General features: G+C 71.1%; 11 protein-coding genes and 1 other RNA gene. 10 read left to right on the top strand and 2 right to left on the bottom strand.

Annotation, left to right across the window (positions count from 1 at the left end; all coding sequences use genetic code 11):
* The first annotated feature begins 195 nt into the window (after nt 1-195).
* Together prfB and ACFVUT_RS27965 are read left to right on the top strand one after the other, a co-directional pair.
* Entirely contained in the window at nt 196-1,302 is a 1,107-nt protein-coding gene (prfB, locus tag ACFVUT_RS27970; protein ID WP_389659506.1) for a peptide chain release factor 2, read from the top strand.
* A 401-nt stretch (nt 1,303-1,703) separates the two neighbouring features.
* The gene (locus ACFVUT_RS27965) at nt 1,704-2,552 is read left to right on the top strand and encodes a hypothetical protein (RefSeq protein ID WP_389658391.1); all 849 of its coding nucleotides are present in this window, start codon (nt 1,704-1,706) and stop codon (nt 2,550-2,552) included.
* Between the two features lie 115 nt (nt 2,553-2,667).
* Here the strand turns inward: ACFVUT_RS27965 and ACFVUT_RS27960 are convergent, their stop codons facing one another.
* Nucleotides 2,668-2,868 (bottom strand): hypothetical protein, encoded by a 201-nt coding sequence (locus tag ACFVUT_RS27960; protein ID WP_389658388.1) that lies wholly within the window; start codon nt 2,866-2,868, stop codon nt 2,668-2,670.
* A gap of 269 nt (nt 2,869-3,137) precedes the next feature.
* On the opposite strand from ACFVUT_RS27960, the gene ftsE reads away from it, so the two are divergent.
* The 7 genes from ftsE (at nt 3,138) to ACFVUT_RS27925 (ending at nt 12,131) form a co-directional block, all read left to right on the top strand.
* Nucleotides 3,138-3,827, top strand: coding sequence for a cell division ATP-binding protein FtsE (gene ftsE, locus ACFVUT_RS27955; protein WP_389658385.1), 690 nt, complete (start codon nt 3,138-3,140; stop codon nt 3,825-3,827).
* A 23-nt stretch (nt 3,828-3,850) separates the two neighbouring features.
* Nucleotides 3,851-4,768 carry a permease-like cell division protein FtsX gene (ftsX, locus tag ACFVUT_RS27950; RefSeq protein WP_389658382.1) on the top strand — a complete coding sequence of 306 codons (918 nt, stop codon included), beginning with the start codon at nt 3,851-3,853 and terminating at the stop codon, nt 4,766-4,768.
* A 67-nt stretch (nt 4,769-4,835) separates the two neighbouring features.
* Nucleotides 4,836-6,023, top strand: a complete 1,188-nt coding sequence (locus tag ACFVUT_RS27945) for a S41 family peptidase (RefSeq protein WP_389658379.1) — start codon at nt 4,836-4,838, stop codon at nt 6,021-6,023.
* 18 nt (nt 6,024-6,041) lie between these two features.
* Nucleotides 6,042-6,530, top strand: a complete 489-nt coding sequence (gene smpB, locus ACFVUT_RS27940) for an SsrA-binding protein SmpB (RefSeq protein ID WP_389658376.1) — start codon at nt 6,042-6,044, stop codon at nt 6,528-6,530.
* Between the two features lie 156 nt (nt 6,531-6,686).
* Nucleotides 6,687-7,056: a transfer-messenger RNA gene (ssrA, locus tag ACFVUT_RS27935) on the top strand.
* Nucleotides 7,057-7,336: 280 nt separating this feature from the next.
* A complete protein-coding gene (locus ACFVUT_RS27930; protein WP_389671066.1) occupies nt 7,337-7,735 on the top strand; it encodes a hypothetical protein in 399 nt (132 codons plus the stop codon).
* The gene (locus ACFVUT_RS27925; RefSeq protein ID WP_389658370.1) at nt 7,725-12,131 is read left to right on the top strand and encodes a hypothetical protein; all 4,407 of its coding nucleotides are present in this window, start codon (nt 7,725-7,727) and stop codon (nt 12,129-12,131) included. Before ACFVUT_RS27930 ends, ACFVUT_RS27925 begins: the two co-directional genes overlap by 11 nt.
* Nucleotides 12,132-12,195: 64 nt before the next feature.
* Here ACFVUT_RS27925 and ACFVUT_RS27920 read toward each other — a convergent pair whose 3' ends face one another.
* Nucleotides 12,196-13,452, bottom strand: a complete 1,257-nt coding sequence (locus tag ACFVUT_RS27920; RefSeq protein WP_389658367.1) for an MFS transporter — start codon at nt 13,450-13,452, stop codon at nt 12,196-12,198.
* A gap of 84 nt (nt 13,453-13,536) precedes the next feature.
* On the opposite strand from ACFVUT_RS27920, the gene ACFVUT_RS27915 reads away from it, so the two are divergent.
* The gene (locus tag ACFVUT_RS27915) at nt 13,537-14,544 is read left to right on the top strand and encodes a LysR family transcriptional regulator (protein WP_389658364.1); all 1,008 of its coding nucleotides are present in this window, start codon (nt 13,537-13,539) and stop codon (nt 14,542-14,544) included.
* Nucleotides 14,545-14,647 lie beyond the last annotated feature (103 nt).

Raw genomic sequence — 14,647 nt, 5'->3', positions numbered from 1 at the left:
CGGCCGCCCGGGAAGCCCGGCCCACGGGCCCCTTGGCGCGGGCTCCCGGAAGATCCACGGTCGCCGCCGGGACCGGAGGAACACCCGGCGCACCCCTGTGCCGCACGGCCCCGGCGAGGCGTCGCGGCCGGGGTCGCGGGGCCGTGATCATGCGGCCCGAGGAATGTCCGTGCCGACAGCCGTTACGCTGGACCCGTGGCAGTCGTCGATATTTCCGAAGAGCTGAAGTCCCTCTCCTCGACCATGGGGTCGATCGAGGCCGTCCTGGACCTGGATGCGCTGAGGGCGGACATCGCCGCGCTTGAGGAGCAGGCGGCGGCGCCTTCCCTCTGGGACGACCCGGAGGCGGCGCAGAAAATCACCAGCAAGCTTTCGCACCTCCAGGCCGAGGTCCGCAAGACCGAGGCTCTGCGCGGCCGGATCGATGATCTCGAAGTCCTCTTCGAGCTCGCCCAGGACGAGGGCGACGCCGATGCCCTGGCCGAGGCCGAGACCGAGCTGGAGTCCGTCAGGAAGGCGCTGGACGAGATGGAGGTCCGTACCCTCCTCTCCGGCGAGTACGACTCCCGCGAGGCGCTGGTCAACATCCGGGCCGAGGCCGGTGGTGTGGACGCCGCCGACTTCGCCGAGAAGCTCCAGCGCATGTACATCCGCTGGGCCGAGCGGCACGGCTACAAGACCGAGGTCTACGAGACGTCGTACGCGGAAGAGGCCGGCATCAAGTCGACCACCTTCGCCGTCCAGATCCCGTACGCCTACGGCACGCTCTCCGTCGAGCAGGGCACCCACCGGCTCGTCCGGATCTCGCCCTTCGACAACCAGGGCCGCCGCCAGACGTCCTTCGCGGGCGTCGAGGTGCTGCCCGTGGTCGAGCAGACCGACCACATCGAGATCGACGAGTCCGAGCTGCGGGTCGACGTGTACCGCTCGTCGGGCCCCGGGGGCCAGGGCGTCAACACCACGGACTCCGCGGTGCGCCTGACCCACCTCCCGACCGGCATCGTCGTCTCCTGCCAGAACGAGCGCTCGCAGATCCAGAACAAGGCGTCCGCGATGAACGTCCTCCAGGCGAAGCTCCTTGAGCGCCGCCGCCAGGAGGAGCAGGCCAAGATGGACGCCCTCAAGGGCGACGGCGGCAACTCCTGGGGCAACCAGATGCGGTCGTACGTCCTGCACCCGTACCAGATGGTCAAGGACCTGCGTACGGAGTTCGAGATGGGCAACCCGGAAGCGGTCTTCAACGGCGAGATCGACGGCTTCCTGGAGGCGGGCATCCGCTGGCGCAAGCAGCGGGAGAAGTAGTCGGGTCCGAAGGCCCGTTGGCGGTCCTTCGGTCGTTGCGGCGGTGCCGGAAACCCACGGGTTTCCGGCACCGCCGTTCTCGTCGGAACGGTCACGGCGCGGCCCCGGACGGAGCCGGGATTCCGATGCGCGCGGGTGCCGTGGTGCGTGCGTCACAGTCGTGAATCTGATTGGCGGTCAACTGCCGTCAAAATGGTGCACATTGCACGGAACGGCCTTGACGTAGTCCTTAACTGTGGACAGGGTGCTAGAGCAGCATGCGTATGTCTGGGACGGATGTGAACGGGGGCGGGCGGCATGACCACGGCTCCATGTGGCGCTGTTCGGAGCAAACCCCGCAGAAGCCGGGGCCCGCATATGGCTGCTCCACTGACGAGAACAGCTACTGGGGGTAGCAGCAGATGACCAAGAAGACGCGAGTACGCGTCGCGCGGATAGCCGCCGGTGCGGTGATCGCCGCGGGTGCCTCGCTCACCGCTGCCGGCGTGGCGTCGGCCGCCGGTATCGATGTCAACGTTGCCGGGCTGTCGGCCAAGGCCCACGTCGACGAGGGCGTGCTGGGTGTCGAGGCCGGCCTCGACGGCGAGGGCGGCGAGCCGGGCGGTGTCGACGTCGGTGGTCAGTCGTCCTCGGGCGAGACCACGGGCGAGACCTCGTCGACCGGTGAGACCAGCTCGACGGGTGAGACCTCGTCCACGGGTGAGACCAGCTCGACGGGCGAGACCTCGTCCACGGGTGAGACCAGCTCGACGGGTGAGACCTCGTCGACCGGTGAGACCAGCTCGACGGGCGAGACCTCGTCCACGGGTGAGACCAGCTCGACGGGTGAGACCTCGTCCACGGGTGAGACCAGCTCGACGGGCGAGACCTCGTCGACCGGTGAGACCACGAGCGGCAGCAGCTCCTCCGGCAGCAGCTCCTCCGGGAGCGGCTCCTCCGGCAGCAGCTCTTCCGGCAGCGGCTCCTCCGGGAGTGCTTCGTCCGGTACCAGCGGTAACGCCTCCTCCGGCACCACCGGTGGCGACGCCGGCACCTGCACCGTCGACCTCGACGGCGCGAAGTGCGCGGACAACACCACCCCCGACTCGGCCGGCAACCAGCCGGTCGAGCAGGGCAAGGGCAAGGACGAGCTCGCCGAGACCGGTGCCGCCGAGACCACGTTCCTGCTGGTCGGCGCCGCGACGATGATCGCCGGAGGCATCGGCTTCCGGGTCATGCCGCGCCTGATGAGCGGCCGCACGGTCGCCTAAGGGCCGCCTGCGGCACTGGCACGCACAGAGGGGCCCGGGATGCCTGTCGGCATCCCGGGCCCCTCTGCGTACGTCTACGGGCTCTTCCGGGCGGATGGACGGACGGGGTCCGCGGCTACACGGTCTGGTGCGCCAGCAGCGCCACCGCGCCCAGCAACACCACCAGCAGGGCCACCAGCATCACAGGGCTCAGCCCGGCGAACATCCCCTGCTCCTGTTCCTGCTGCAGCCGCTCGCGGCTTGCCCGGCACACGGGGCAACGGCCCTCGCTCACCGGCGCCGCGCAGTTCGCGCACACCAGTCGGTCATAGGTCATGCGCTTTCCTCCTCCCGCGCGGCGGAGCCGCATTATGCCTTCTCTCCGCACAACGCTCACGGAAACGCAACCGTTCCCCTCCCACTGTGCCAGCTCGCGCGGATTTCGGCGCGGCCCGCCGGACAGCACCCGTTCCACGGCACTTCGGCCACGCCTCCGACCGGTGCCGTTCCGCCATAAAACACCCATCCTCGGACGCTCGCCTGCACGCGTCAGCCCGGTTCGCGTATGGTCACGCACACCTACTCCCGGCCGACCGTGGTGCATCCGTGATCAGATTCGACAACGTCTCCAAGACCTACCCGAAGCAGAGCCGTCCCGCTCTACGGGATGTGTCTCTCGATATCGAGAAGGGCGAGTTCGTCTTCCTGGTGGGCTCCTCCGGCTCCGGCAAGTCCACCTTCATGCGACTCATCCTCCGCGAGGAGCGCGCCAGTCAGGGCATGGTCCACGTCCTGGGCAAGGATCTCGCGCGCATGTCCAACTGGAAGGTGCCGCACATGCGCCGCCAGCTGGGCACGGTCTTCCAGGACTTCCGTCTCCTGCCCAACAAGACCGTCGCGGAGAACGTGGCGTTCGCGCAGGAGGTCATCGGAAAGCCGCGCGGTGAGATCCGCAAGGCGGTGCCCCAGGTTCTCGACCTGGTCGGCCTCGGTGGCAAGGAGGACCGGATGCCCGGTGAGCTCTCCGGTGGTGAGCAGCAGCGCGTGGCGATCGCGCGGGCGTTCGTGAACCGTCCCATGCTGCTGATCGCGGACGAGCCGACCGGCAACCTCGACCCGCAGACCTCCGTCGGCATCATGAAGCTGCTGGACCGGATCAACCGGACCGGCACCACCGTGATCATGGCGACGCACGACCAGAACATCGTCGACCAGATGCGCAAGCGCGTCATCGAGCTGGACAAGGGCCGTCTCGTACGCGACCAGGCCCGCGGCGTCTATGGCTACCAGCACTGAGCATCGAGCACTGAAAGGACGCCATGCGCGCCCAGTTCGTCCTGTCGGAGATCGGCGTCGGCCTCCGTCGCAACCTCACGATGACCTTCGCCGTCGTCGTCTCCGTCGCCCTGTCGCTCGCCCTGTTCGGCGGCGCGCTGCTCATGCGCGAGCAGGTCAGCACGATGAAGGACTACTGGTACGACAAGGTCAACGTCTCGATCTTCCTGTGCAGCAAGAGCGATGCGACCTCGACGCCCAAGTGCGCCAAGGGCGCTGTCACCACGGAGCAGAAGAAGGAGATCGAGAGCGATCTCCACAAGATGAAGGTCGTCGACACGGTCACGTACGAGTCGGCCGACCAGGCGTACAAGCACTACCAGCAGCAGTTCGGCGACACGCCCATGGCGAGCAACATCACGCCGGACCAGATGCAGGAGTCGTTCCGGGTCAAGCTCCACGACCCGAAGAAGTACAAGGTCGTCGCCACCGCGTTCGCCGGCCGTGACGGGGTGCAGTCCGTCCAGGACCAGAGATCCCTCCTGGACAACCTCTTCGAGCTGATGAACGGCATGAATGTGACCGCGCTCGCCGTGATGGCGCTGATGCTGATCATCGCGCTGATGCTGATCGTGAACACCGTCCGGGTGTCCGCGTTCAGCAGACGGCGCGAGACCGGCATCATGCGGCTCGTCGGGGCCTCCGGTTTCTACATCCAGATGCCGTTCATCATGGAGGCCGCGTTCGCCGGCCTCATCGGTGGTGTGCTCGCCTGCGTGATGCTGCTGGTCGGCCGGTACTTCCTCATCGACAGCGGTCTGGCGCTGCAGAGCAAGCTGAATCTGATCGACTTCATCGGCTGGGACGCGGTCTTCACCAAGCTGCCCCTGGTCCTGGCAATCGGCTTGCTGATGCCCGCCATTGCCGCGCTCTTCGCGCTCCGCAAGTACCTCAAGGTGTGACAAGCGCCCCTGTGACGTGCGGCCAACCTGCCGTGCGTCACAGGGGCGTTGTCCTAGACTCGACGCCATGTCGGGCCCCACGCAGTGTTCCGGGCCCCGCGGTGTGCGCCGCGGGGCGGCCCTGACATTGGTTTTCGCGAGTGTGCTGGCCACCGCGGCGGCCACCGGCTCCCTGCCGCACGGCGGCGCGAAGTCCGCGGACCTGGCGACCCGCTCGGTCGCCTCCACCGTCGACGGCGACGCGGTGGCCGACGCCGCCGCCCGAGCCGTGGCCGACGGCAAGTCCGGCACGGAGGCCGCCGAGAAGGCCGTCAGCGGCAGTGGCGACCGTTGGGGTGCCGTGTACGACGAGCGGCAGTACGAGGAGTTCGAGCAGGCCCTCGACGGCTCGTACACCGGCGTCGGGATCGCCGCCGAACGCTCCGCCGACGGGCGGGTGGAGGTGGCCCGGGTCCAGCCCGGCGGCCCCGCCGACCGGGCCGGCATCGAGCCGGGCGACCTGCTCCGCACGATCGACGGCCGCCGTATCGACGAACTCCCCATCACCGAGGCCGTCGCCCTGCTGCGCGGAGACCGCACGGAGGCCGCCGCGGGCACCACCGTCGTGCTGGGCATCCAGCGGGGCGCCGCCCGGCGGACCGAGACGCTGCACCGGGCCAGGCTCAGTACCGAGGCCGTCACCGTACGACAGATCGGACCGGACAGTTCCGATTCCTCCGCAGCTGTACTGATCGAGGTCGACTCGTTCACCAGGGGCTCGGGTGCAGAGGTCCGCGACGCGGTCCGGGACGCGCCGGCGGGCGCCGGCGTGCTCCTCGATCTGCGGGGCAACTCCGGCGGTCTGGTCACCGAGGCCGTCACCGCCGCCTCCGCCTTCTTGGACGGCGGCCTGGTCGCCACGTACGACGTGCACGGCGAGCAGCGCGCCCTCTACGCGCAGCCGGGCGGCGACACGGCCCGGCCCCTCGTCGTCCTCGTCGACGGCGGCACGATGAGCGCCGCCGAGCTGCTGACCGGCGCGCTCCAGGACCGGGGACGCGCCGTCACCGTCGGATCGCGCACCTTCGGCAAGGGGTCGGTGCAGATGCCGAGCAAGCTCCCGGGTGGCGCGGTGGCCGAGCTGACCGTCGGGCACTACCGCACCCCGGCGGGCCGCAGCGTCGACGGCCGGGGCATCACCCCGGACCTCGCGGTCGGCTCCGGGGCCGAGCGGCGGGCCGAGACAGTATTGAGTGGCCTCGGGGGTGGGTCGTAGTGCGAAAATGGCCGCACTATGGCTAAGGAAAAGGACACAGGGCGCAAGCTCATCGCGCAGAACAAGAAGGCGCGGCACGACTACCACATCCTCGACACCTACGAGTGCGGCCTCGTGCTCATGGGGACCGAGGTCAAGTCGCTGCGCCTGGGCAGGGCCTCCCTGGTGGACGGCTTCGTCCAGATCGACGGGGGCGAGGCGTGGCTGCACAACATCCACGTCCCGGAGTACGTGCAGGGGACCTGGACCAACCACTCGGCCAAGCGGAAGCGCAAGCTGCTGATGCACCGGGCCGAGATCGACAAGCTGGAGTCGAAGTCGAGCGAGACGGGACACACGATCGTGCCCCTCGCGCTGTACTTCAAGGCCGGCCGGGTCAAGGTCGAGATCGCCCTTGCCAAGGGCAAGAAGGAGTACGACAAGCGGCAGACCCTGCGGGAGAAGCAGGACCTGCGGGAGACCAACCGCGCGGTCTCGGCAGCGCGTCGGCGCCAGCGCAGCGCGTAACCGGAGCGGGCGCGCCCGGGACCGGGACGGGCCGCGACGGACAGGGCCGGGAAGCGCTCGGGGCGGGCGGTCAGGAATAGGCTGGCATCGTCGCGTGTTGGTCACGTACGATGGCACTGCACCTCACAGCGGGTGCGCGTATTGAAAACACAACATGGGGATGATCGGTTTCGACAGCGGATGTCGAAGCAGGGGAAGCGTGTCGAGGAAGCGGCAATGATCTCGTAAACCATATGTCGCAACCAATAATCGCCAACACCAAGCGCGATTCCTTCGCCCTCGCTGCCTAAGTAGCGACTTGCGAAGTGTCAGCCCGGGGGTGATCCCGACCCGGATCCTGGCATCATCAAGGGATCTAAACTTCTAGACCCGGTCACGGGGCCTGGAAGGAAATCAAACAGTGACTGAGCCCGTCGGAGACTTGTTCGCGTGATCTCCGGGGCTGAGAAAAGCGCAGCGAACTGCACACGGAGAAGCCCTGATTCTGCACCGTTGGACGCGGGTTCGATTCCCGCCATCTCCACAATTCCCATGTGAAAGCCTCCGCCCCGCGAGTCCGCTCGCGGGGCGGAGGCTTTTTTTCATGCCCGGGCACCCCGGAGTGCCCGGCACGTGGGGCCGGCCCTGTCCCGTTCGTCCTGCTCCTGTTCCTGCACCGTGAGTGGCCCCGTCGGCACACGAGCCCTGTCCGTCCCGGGAACCCGGCCGAATCCGCCTCGTCCGTGATCCCGGTGCGGCATGCTGGGGACGGGCGGGGGCGGTGCCGCCCCGAGGGACGTCCGACGGGGGAAAAAATGCGTCTGGTCATGACCGTGCGCACCGATGACGGAGGAGCGGACGCCGGTGGCGCTGCCGAGCTGCTGCGGTGGCTGCGGGCCGAGCCCGCTCTGAAGGGCCGCGTCGACCGCCTGGAGCGGGAGCCGGACGACATCCCGGACGGGGCGATGGGCCCGGTGATGGACGCGGCGGTGGCGGTGCTGGAGCCCGGCGGGGTCGCCGCCGTGTTCGCCGGGGCCCTGGTCGCCTGGGTGCAGACGCGCCGGGGCAGTTGGACGGTCACCGTGCGGCGCCCCGACGGCACCGAGATCACCCTCTCCTCCCGCGGGGCCCGTGCGCTGAGCCCCGAGGAGGCCGCGGCCCTCGCCGAGCGGCTGGTACGTCCGCCGGGGGACGCCGACTCCCCGGCCCCCGGGCATGACGGGTGACCTGAGCGCCCCCGGGGTCCGCGCGGTGCTCGTCGGCACGGGCATCCACGTCCGCGAATCGACGCTCGCCGGCCTGCCGTCGGTCGATACGACGCTCGACGACCTCCAGCACACCCTGCTCACGGCCTGCGGCATGGCCCCCGAGCAGCTCACGCGCGTGCCGCCGCACGCCGGTGCCGCCGAGGTGATCGCGGCCGTCGAGGAGGCCGCCGCCGCCGACGGGCCCGTACTCCTCTTCTATGTGGGGCACGGGCTGCTCGGACCCGGTGACGAGTTGTACCTCGCCACCCGGGCCACCCGGTCCGACCGGAACATCGCGCAGGCCGTCGCCTATCGCACCCTGCGTGATCTGCTGGGCGAGCCGGCCCACGGCAGTCTGGTCGTCCTGGACTGCTGCTTCTCCGGGCGCGGCGCCACGCCTCGGGCGGACGGCGGTGCACGGCAGCCCTTCGCCTCCGCCCGGCCCCCGGGCAGCTTCCTGCTCACGTCGTCCTCGCACTACGCGCTCTCCTTCGCCCCCGAGGGCGAGCGGCACACCCTGTTCAGCGGGCGACTGCTGAGCCTGCTCGACGCGGGCGACCCGGCGGGCCCGCCGTGGCTGACCCCGGACCGGCTGCACGCCGCGCTGGACCGGGAGTTCGCGGACGACCCGCGAGTGAGCCCCGCCCGGCAGAGCGAGGGCACGCTCGGCTCGCTCCTCCTCGCCCGGAACAGCGTCTACCGCACCGGCGACCCGGATCCGGTGGCCCCGGTCGAGCCGCCCGCCGACCTGCCCTGCCCCTATCCCGGCCTGGAGCCGTACCGCACCGAGGACAGCGCCCACTTCTTCGGGCGCGAGCAGCTCGCCGCCCGGCTGATCCGGCTCGTCGAGCAGCAGAACGAGGACGGCCGGGTGGTGCTGGTCGTCGGCGCCTCCGGTACGGGCAAGTCGTCCCTGCTGCGCGCCGGGCTGCTCGCGGGCCTGGCGGCCGACTCCCCGGTCCGCCCGGCACTGCTGCTTCCGGCGCCCGGCGCACACCCGATGCGTAGGCTCGCCGAGGCGTGGGCCCGGGCCACCGGGCGGTCCGCAGACGAGGTACGGGACGCACTGGCGGACGGCCGCTTCCCGGAGCCGCTGCCGGGGCGGGCGGCCTGCCGGCTGCTGGTCGTCGACCAGCTGGAGGAGATGTTCACCCGGTGCCACGACCCCGCCGAGCGCGCCGGGTTCGTCGCCGTGCTCGCCGGTGACGGGCCGGGGCCGCGCCCCCGGGTCGTGCTCGGTCTGCGCGCCGACCACTACGGCAGCTGTCTGGACCACCCCGAGCTCGAACACGCCCTGGCCCGCGCCCAGCTCACCGTCCCCCCGCTGCGCGCCGGGGAGTTGCGCGCGGCTGTGGAGGGCCCGGCCGGCGCCGTCGGCCTGGTCATCGAGAAGGGACTGACGGACCGGCTGCTGCACGATCTGCGGGCGGGCCGGTCCCCCGGCGACGCGGCGGCGGCGATGCCGTTCCTGGCGCACGTGTTGCGGGAGACGTGGCTGCGCCGCAGCGGGGTCCGGCTCACCCTCGCCGGCTATCAGGCCACCGGCGGCATCTGGCGTTCGGTGGCCGCCACCACCAAGGAACTGCACCGATCGCTGGACGAGGACGGCCGGCGGATGATGCGGGAGCTGCTGCTGCGCCTGGTGTACCTCCCGCCGGACGGGGGCGCCGCCGTCGTACGCCACCGGGTTCCGCTGGCCGCGCTGCCGGACGGGTCACGGGAGATCCGGGATCTGCTCGCCGGGAAGCGGCTGCTGACCGTGGACCAGGACACCGCGCAGATCTCTCATGAGGCGCTGCTGCGGGCGTGGCCCCGGCTGCGCCGGTGGATCCAGGAGGACACGGCCACCCTGCTGTTGCGCCAGCAGCTGAGCACGGCCGCCGAGGAGTGGGAGACGGCCGGACGCGACACGGCGTTCCTCTACCGGGGCAGCCGGCTCCAGGCGGTGCTGGACCTGACCGAGCAGTCCGTACTGCCCGAGCGGGAAGGGGAGTTCCTGGCCGCCGCGCAGGAAGTGGCCGAGCGGGAGCAGCACCGCGAGCGGCGCCGGACGAAGCTGCTGCAACGGGCCCTGGCCGCTGTCGCCGTCGCCCTGTGCCTGACGTTGGTCGCCGCCGTCGTCGCCGTACGGCAGCAGCGGAACGCCGAGGCGCAGCAGCGGGTGGCCACGGCCCGCGCGCTGCTGGCGGAGGCCGGCAACCTGAGCGAGTCCGATCCCCGTACCGCGCTGCGGCTGGGTCTGGCCGCGCACGCCCTCCAGCCCAGCGGTGATTCCCGGCACCGGCTCTTCGACACGCTGGCCCGCAATCCGTTCCGCGGCGCCTCGGAGCTGCCGGTGCGGACCACGAGCGGGGCCGGGTTCAGTGCCGACGGGCGGACCCTGGCCACGAAGGAGACGGATCCCGCGCGCCTGTCGCTGTGGGACACCGGCCGCACCCCCGTCCCGCGTACGCCGTCGGCGCGGTTGGCCTGCGGGGCGCCGGAGAAGGGCGGCAGCGGTGTGGCCTTCGGCGGCCCCGGCGACCGGTTGGTCGCCGCCGCCTGCGGCGCCGACGCGGTGAAGCTGTGGGACGTCGGCGGCATCCGCGAGGGCGTGAGGCCGCGCCCGTTGGCGACGGTACGTGTGGACGGTCCGACCGGCGCACCGGACACGGTGGCCCTGAGCCCGGACGGCACATTGCTCGCGGCGACCGGCTGGTCGACGTATGTGGCGCGGGGCACGCTGGTGCTGTGGAGCCTTGTGGACCCGACGCGTCCGCGCCGTCTCGCGGTCGTCGAAGGGACCTACGAGAGGCCGGTGGACACGGACCAGTTGCTGTTCAGCCCGGACGGCCGGCTCCTCGCCACCGTGGGCGGCCAGACAGCACTCTGGGACGTCACCGCTCCGGACCGGCCGCGTTTCCTGAGCCCGGTGGAGGCCGCGAGCGATGCGGTGGCGTTCAGTCCGGACGGGAAACGGCTGGCCGCGGCCGACGACCGCCAGATCACATTGATCGACATCTCCTCGCCGCGCCACCCCGAGGAGCAGCGGAAACGGGCGGCCCACGCGGACCGGGTCGCCTCCCTCGCGTTCTCCCCGGACGGTCGCCGCCTGGCGACGGGCAGTTGGGACGACACCGTCGCGCTGTGGGACGTCAGCAAGCCGCAGGACATGACGGAGCTGTTCCGGCTGACCGGGCACCGGTACCACGTCGATGCGACGGCCTTCGCCCCGGACGGCCGTTCGCTGGTTTCGTTCTCCGGCATCGACGGGGAGACCATCCGCTGGGACATGGCCGACCTCCAGCAACTGGCCGTCCTGGGGCCGGTCGCGCAGGCGAACAAACTGGCTCTGTCGTCGGAAGGGACGACGCTCGCGGCGTCCTGGGGTTCGCAGGTCGCCCTGTGGGATCTGTCCGATCCGGCGAAACCCCGCAGGCTCTCCGCCGTGCGGCCCCCCGGGGCCGATGCCGATGCCGGTGTCGGCCGGAGCATCGCCGATGTCGCCCTCAGCGGTGACGGCACCCTGCTCGCCGCCGTGGACTACGACCGGCGGGTCACCCTGTGGAGCGTCACCGACCGGGCCCACCCCCGATTCGTGTCCACCCTGCGCGGTGCGAACGGTGGGCTGGGCCCCTCGCTCGCCTTCGCCCCCGACGCGCCGTTGCTCGTCCTGAACGATCTGAAGCGGATCCGTGTGTGGGACGTCACCGATCCCGCACATCCGTCGGAGACGGCCTCCCGCTCCGATGCCCCCATCCGCGCCGTCTCCTTCAGCCCGGACGGCCGCCACGTCCTGGTCCCCGGACGGGAGATCGAGCTGTGGGACATCAGGTCCGGAGAAACACGCGTGCTGTCCGACGGCTACCGGTATCCCGGCTCGGTGGCCGCCTTCGCCCCCGCCGGGGACGCCGTGGCGGCCGTCGACAGCATCTCCTTCTCCGACCGGGACGAGATTCCGGTGCATCTGTGGGACGCGCGCCCCGGTCGGAGACCCGGGAAGCTGGGTGAGGTCTCCGTGGGCGGCCCGCTGATCCCCAACATGCGCCACTTGGTCTTCCACCCCGACGGCGCTCTGCTCGCCGGTGCGGCGGACGACGGGGCCGTACGCCTGTGGAGCGTCGCGGACCGTGAACACCCCTATCTGGCCTATTCGTTCAGCGGCCACAGCAAGGCTGTGGACGACGTCGTCCTGGGCGGGCCGCGCGGACGGACCATGGTCACGTCGAGCGGGGGCACCGGCTTCGTCTGGGATCTCGGCGACTATCCGCAGATCGCGGCCGACACCATCAAGATGGCGTGCCGGGTCGCGGGCGGCGGGCTCACCCGTATGGAATGGGAGCGCCGGGTGCCGGACGCCGAGTTCCGGGAGACCTGCCCGCGCACCCGGAAGTGACGGCGGCGGGGGCGGGCCGTACGGAGGTGATCCGTAGTGCGGTCCGGCCCGCAGGGTTGGGGTGTCAGCTCCGGGGAGCGCGGATTCCGACCGCTGCGACGACCAGGGCCAGCCCGGCCGCGCACACCGGTAGGGCGAAACCCGTCACCTGCCCCATGTGCTCCACCGTCCAGCCGCCGGTCGCCGATCCTGCGGCGATCCCGCCCAGCAGCGCGGTCACGGCGAGGGTCATTCCTTCGTTCAACTGGCCTTCGGGGGTGAGGCGTTGCACCAGCGTCATACCGGTGACCATGGTCGGGGCCGTTGCCGCACCGGCCAGCAGCAGCGCGCCCGCGAGGGCGGCCAGCGAACCGGTCGAGGAGACGGCGAGCAGCGGCACGGACATCAGCGCCGTCATTCCCGCCAGGCAGCCCAGCAGCCGGCGCCGGATGGCCGCGGCCGGGCGCAGCGATCCGTACAGCAGCCCCGCCGCACACGATCCGGCCGCCTGGAGGGCCAGGATCGCGCCCCCGGCGTGGGCGATCGTGACGACCTCCATCGCGCCGAAGACCGCACCGGTGGCGAGGAAGGTCGCGAGCAGCGCCGGCATGCCCGGGGTGCGGAGCGGGGAGCCCGCGTGGGTGCGGGGTGCCACCGGGGGTTCGGTGGCGCGCTGGGCGGCGAAGACCAGCACACCGGTCATCAGCAGGATCGCTCCGACGAGCGTGCCGGCCTCCGGGAAGAGTCCCGCGCACAACAGGGCGGCGAGGGCCGGGCCGAGCATGAAGCAGAGCTCGTCGGCGGCCTGTTCGAAGGAGTTCGCGGTGTGCAGGGCGGCCGGGTCGCCCCGGTGCAGATGGGCCCAGCGGGCCCGGGACATCCCGCCCGTGTTGGGGGTGGTGGCGGTCGCGGCGTAGCAGGCGAAGAGCGTCCAGGCCGGGGCGTTGTAGTGCACGCAGAGCAGCAGTGCGAGCGAGCCGAGCGCGGCGATCGCGGTGGCGGGCACGGCGACCCGGGCCTGTCCGTACCGGTCGACGAGCCGGGCCGTCCAGGGCGCGACCACGGCGGTCGCTACGAGACCGGTCGCGGTGACGGCACCGGCCAGGGCGTACGAACCGCGCGAACCGGCGATCATGATCACGGCGCTGACGCTGAACATGCCCATGGGAAGCCGGGCGATGAGGTTGCCCGCGGTGAAGGCGCGGGCGCCCGGCGTGGCGAGCAGCCGCCGGTACGGGTTGGTGGGCGCCGGCCGGGTGGCGGCGGTGCGCGGGGCGATGACCAGCCGGTCTCCGGAGACGGCGAGCAGCGGCTTGGTGCGCGGGGGTGTCTCGTACGGCATGGATCAACCCTCGCGGCGTGCGGTCCGCGGGGTCCAACACCTTCTCCGTGGCCATTGACGCACCTGTGTTGTAAATTCCCGGCTGTGTCCTCCTCCTCTTCCGCCGCCGACCCCGGCATCCCGACGCACCGCCATACCGACCCCCGGCTGCTCCGCGCCTTCGTCGCCGTCGCCGAGGAACTGCACTTCACCCGCGCGTCCGCTCGTCTCTACATCGCCCAGCAGGCACTGAGCCGCGACGTCCGGCGACTGGAGCGCGAGCTGGGCGCGGAGCTGTTCGTACGGACCACGCGGCAGGTCGCCCTCACCGCCGAGGGGGAGCGGCTCCTCCCGTACGCCCGGCGGGTGCTGGAGGCGCATGCCGATCTGGCCGCGGCCTTCGCCGACCCCGCGGCCCGGCCGCTCTTCGTCGATCTCAACACCGACGGGATGACGGCCGCCCGCGTACTGGCCCGTGCGCGGGAGCTGGCTCCGGCGTGCGAACTGATGGCGCGTTTCGAGAGCGGACTCACCTGGGCCGCGGGCGAGATCCTCGCCGGACGGCTCGATGTCTCCTTCGGCCGCGCCGCCGGACTCGACCCCGCGGTGCGGGCGCGGCTCGGCGTGCAACCGGTGCGGTACGAGCCGATGGCCGTTCTGCTTCCCGCCGATCATCACCTCGCCGCGCACGAGGTCGTCACACCGGGCGACCTGGCCGACCAGACCGTCTATGCGGGCGCCGGAAATCCGCGCACCGAGGAGTGGACGGACTTCGCCCGGCTGCTCTTCGCCGAGTGGGGCATCGAACTGGCGCCGCCCACCCCTCTCGCGATCGGCGTGGCCGAATTTCAACGGATCATGGCGAAGGCGAGGCAGCCGGTTCTCTGCGTGGTCGACTTTCCTCCGGTGCCGGGCACCGTGATGCGTCCGCTGGTCCGGCCCGTACCGCTCTCCCCGCTCCTGATGGTCTGGCGCAAGGGGCTGCGCCACCCCGGCCTCGACGCCTTGCGTGAAGCCGCGGCCCACCTGGGTTCCGAGGAGGGCTGGATGGTGCGGCCCGGCGATAGCTGGCTGCCGGAGGCCGACGCAACTCTGATGCTGAAATACACCTGATCGAGGGAAAGAAATGCCATTGGCGTGTGCTGAATCCTTCGCCCGGGTGCAATGGGGCGGGGGTGCGGACAGGGTGGGGGCCCGATCCGGAAGCACATATTCG

The sequence above is a fragment of the Streptomyces sp. NPDC058051 genome (assembly GCF_042885475.1).
In the GTDB taxonomy this organism is placed as follows: Bacteria; Actinomycetota; Actinomycetes; order Streptomycetales; family Streptomycetaceae; genus Streptomyces.
The sequence above is the reverse complement of the archived record's forward strand: the minus strand, read 5'-3'. Positions and strand labels throughout refer to the sequence as shown.

Coding starts and splice junctions, on each gene's coding strand:
- ACFVUT_RS27965 (WP_389658391.1), top strand. CDS start 1,704: ATGACCAAGAAGACGCGAGTACGCGTCGCGCGGATAGCCGCCGGTGCG.
- ftsX (WP_389658382.1), top strand. CDS start 3,851: ATGCGCGCCCAGTTCGTCCTGTCGGAGATCGGCGTCGGCCTCCGTCGC.
- ACFVUT_RS27930 (WP_389671066.1), top strand. CDS start 7,337: ATGACCGTGCGCACCGATGACGGAGGAGCGGACGCCGGTGGCGCTGCC.
- ACFVUT_RS27920 (WP_389658367.1), bottom strand. CDS start 13,452: ATGCCGTACGAGACACCCCCGCGCACCAAGCCGCTGCTCGCCGTCTCC.
- ACFVUT_RS27945 (WP_389658379.1), top strand. CDS start 4,836: ATGTCGGGCCCCACGCAGTGTTCCGGGCCCCGCGGTGTGCGCCGCGGG.
- ACFVUT_RS27925 (WP_389658370.1), top strand. CDS start 7,725: ATGACGGGTGACCTGAGCGCCCCCGGGGTCCGCGCGGTGCTCGTCGGC.
- ACFVUT_RS27960 (WP_389658388.1), bottom strand. CDS start 2,868: ATGACCTATGACCGACTGGTGTGCGCGAACTGCGCGGCGCCGGTGAGC.
- smpB (WP_389658376.1), top strand. CDS start 6,042: ATGGCTAAGGAAAAGGACACAGGGCGCAAGCTCATCGCGCAGAACAAG.